The following is a 1,389-nucleotide window of genomic DNA, read 5'->3' as shown; positions in this document are numbered from 1 at the left end:
TTGGTCCGGCCGCCCTGCGGGGGGGCTCTGCGGCCGTTCCCGCCCGGGGGCGCCGCGACTTCGTTCATGTTGCCCGTCTCGACCCCGCCCGCCCGCTCATATACCAGCGCCACCGCGCCCTTCTCGAAGGAGCGGGCGGGGCCGGCGAGGCGGAAGGATGCCGGGATGGTGCCGGCGCCGAAGAGGCGCTTCCCGCTGCCCACCGTGAGCGGATACAGAAAGAGGTTGAGGCGGCCGACCACGTCCTCGGTGAACAACGACTGCAACAGGTCGCCGCTGCCGAACACGTGCACCTCGTCGTGCCGCTCGCGAAGGTGGGCGGCCGCCATCGCATCGTGCAACGCGGTGGTGCCCGCCCAGGCGGGCTCGGTGAGCGTGGTCGACACGACGTACTTCGGCACCGCGTTGAACTTCACCGCGATCGGAGAGTCCTCGCCGGCATTGGGCCAGTAGGACGCGAAGATGTCGTAGGTCTTCCGCCCGAGCAGCAGCGCGTCGATCCGGTCGATGACCGCCCCGATCGCCTCGCCGGATGCTTCGTCGAAGAACGGCGCCTGCCAGCCGCCGTAGTCGAAGCCGCCCTCCGGGTCCTCGTCGGCCGCGCCCGGCGACTGGTACACGCCGTCGAGGGTGAGGAACATGTTGGCCACGATGATGCCCATGGGTCTTCCCTCCCGGCGCGTAACGCCGCCCCCGACGCGCCGCCTTCATCCTGCCCTCGGGCCGAGGCGGTTGTCCAGACCCGGGCGCCTCGGCAGGCCACGGGCGGGGCATTCGTGGGCTCAGGGTCGAAAGCGGCCCGGCTGCACCAGGTTCTGCGGCGCCCGGCCGGCCGCGACCGCCGCCAGCTGATTCTTCAGGAGCCGGACGATCCGCGGTTCGAACGCCGTGGTGTCGCCGCCCAGGTGCGGGGTGATCAGCGCGTTGCCGGCCCGCCACAGCGGGTGGTCCGGCGGCAGCGGTTCGGGATCGGTGACGTCCAACGCGCACCTCAGCCGGCCGGAGACGACTTCCGCGGTCAGGGCCGCCGTGTCGACCACCGCCCCGCGCGCGACGTTGACCACAAGCGCACCGTCCGGGAGGGCCGCCAGTACCGCCGCATCGATCAGCCCGCGGGTGGCTTCCGTCAGGGGTGTGATGAGAATCAGCACCTCGTGGGACGCCGCCAGTTCCGTCAACTCGTCCGTGCCGTGGACGTGGCCGTTGCCGTCGTCCCGGGCGCGGGTCCCCACCCGGGTCAGCTGCACGTCGAAGGGCTCCAGCCGGCGCGCGATTTCCCGGCCGATGCCGCCCACGCCGACGAGCAGCACCTTTCGGTCCGCCAGCGAGGGCCGTCGCACGTGGCGCCACCGGCCCTCGAACTGGTCCCGCGCGGCGACGTCGATCCCC

The 1,389-nt window shown here is 72.2% G+C and carries 2 protein-coding genes; both read right to left on the bottom strand.

The window, feature by feature from the left end:
- A partial coding sequence (locus AC5RUJ_RS16385) for a dihydrofolate reductase family protein (protein WP_494156261.1) occupies nucleotides 1-662 on the bottom strand: 662 nt, incomplete at its 3' end.
- 120 nt (nucleotides 663-782) lie between these two features.
- Nucleotides 783-1,389, bottom strand: a 607-nt coding sequence (locus AC5RUJ_RS16380) for an NAD(P)-dependent oxidoreductase (protein ID WP_494156260.1), incomplete at its 5' end; no start/stop codon positions are given.

The organism is Arthrobacter sp. Y3223164 (genome assembly GCF_059091005.1).
Note: the sequence above shows the minus strand (reverse complement) of the source record. Positions and strands in the feature narration are given on the sequence as shown.